The organism is Peribacillus frigoritolerans (assembly GCF_030676415.1).
GTDB lineage: Bacteria > Bacillota > Bacilli > Bacillales > DSM-1321 > Peribacillus > Peribacillus frigoritolerans_A.
Genome location: NZ_JAUUTW010000116.1, coordinates 1 through 358, shown reverse-complemented (window position 1 = coordinate 358; position 358 = coordinate 1). Strand labels below are relative to the sequence as shown.

Annotated in this window: 1 rRNA gene; it reads right to left on the bottom strand. The window is 40.5% G+C overall.

The window, feature by feature from the left end:
• Positions 1-272 precede the first annotated feature (272 nt).
• Positions 273-358 (bottom strand): 5S ribosomal RNA (gene rrf, locus Q8G36_RS28710); the annotation flags it as partial.

Here is a 358-nt window from a genome sequence, read left to right as displayed (position 1 = left end):
ACTCCCACATAGGTTTTAATCGTACCATCGGATTTATTTTGACCCATTAACCATTCCGCAAAAGAATGAAGAATTTGTTTATTGTCCAGGATTTCTTCTTTACTGGTCATTCGAGAAGCCCCCTACCTAAATCATGCTATTAAAAAGCCTTTCCAACGAATGGTGGAATTTATACAAAAAAACCTTAGGAAAATCCTAAGGTTTAGAATGCGTAGATAGGATTTGAACCTATTTATACGGGTTTATGAATCCTAATTGATGTGATAAACATTGCTTGGCGGCGTCCTACTCTCACAGGGGGAAACCCCCAACTACCATCGGCGCTGAAGAGCTTAACTGCCGTGTTCGGAATGGGAAC